We start from the raw sequence: 527 nt of genomic DNA on the forward strand, positions 1-527 counted from the left end.
CAGGCTGCGCAGATAGTTGGCGGCAACCTGGCGCACGTCCTCGCTGTCCTCGGCCAGCAAAATGGTCTGCGTCGCCGATGGCGCGCCTTCCGGGGCTTCAAGGTCTTTTTCAGACCTTTCCGGCTCGCCCCTGGCCGCCTCGCGCTCGGACGCCAGCGGGAAGATCATGCGCACCGCGGTGCCCTTGCCGGGCTTGCTATCGATCTCCAGCCTGCCCTGAGACTGCTGGACGAAGCCGTGCACCATGGCCAGCCCGAGGCCCGTTCCCATGCCCTTGGTGGTGAAAAACGGCTCGGTCGCGCGCTGCAGCACCTCGGCCGGCATGCCTTCGCCTTCGTCGATCACGCACAGCATCACGTATGGTCCGGGCGGCAGGTGATGCGCCGCGGTCCGGTTGCCCTCGGTCATGATGGCAGTGGCAATCGTGACCCGGCCGCCGTCGGGCAGCGCGTCGCGGGCATTGATCAGCACGTTGAGCAGCGCCATTTCCATGTGGGTGGGGTCCAGCGTGCAGGACGGCAGGCCAG

Annotated in this window: 1 protein-coding gene; it reads right to left on the reverse strand. The window is 67.4% G+C overall.

Annotated elements, in window-relative coordinates; translation table 11 throughout:
- The coding region (locus JK635_RS29230; RefSeq protein ID WP_235888317.1) for an ATP-binding protein at nucleotides 1-527 on the reverse strand (527 nt) is incomplete at both ends.

The organism is Neobacillus paridis (genome assembly GCF_016765675.1).
Lineage (GTDB): Bacteria > Bacillota > Bacilli > Bacillales > Cytobacillaceae > Neobacillus > Neobacillus paridis.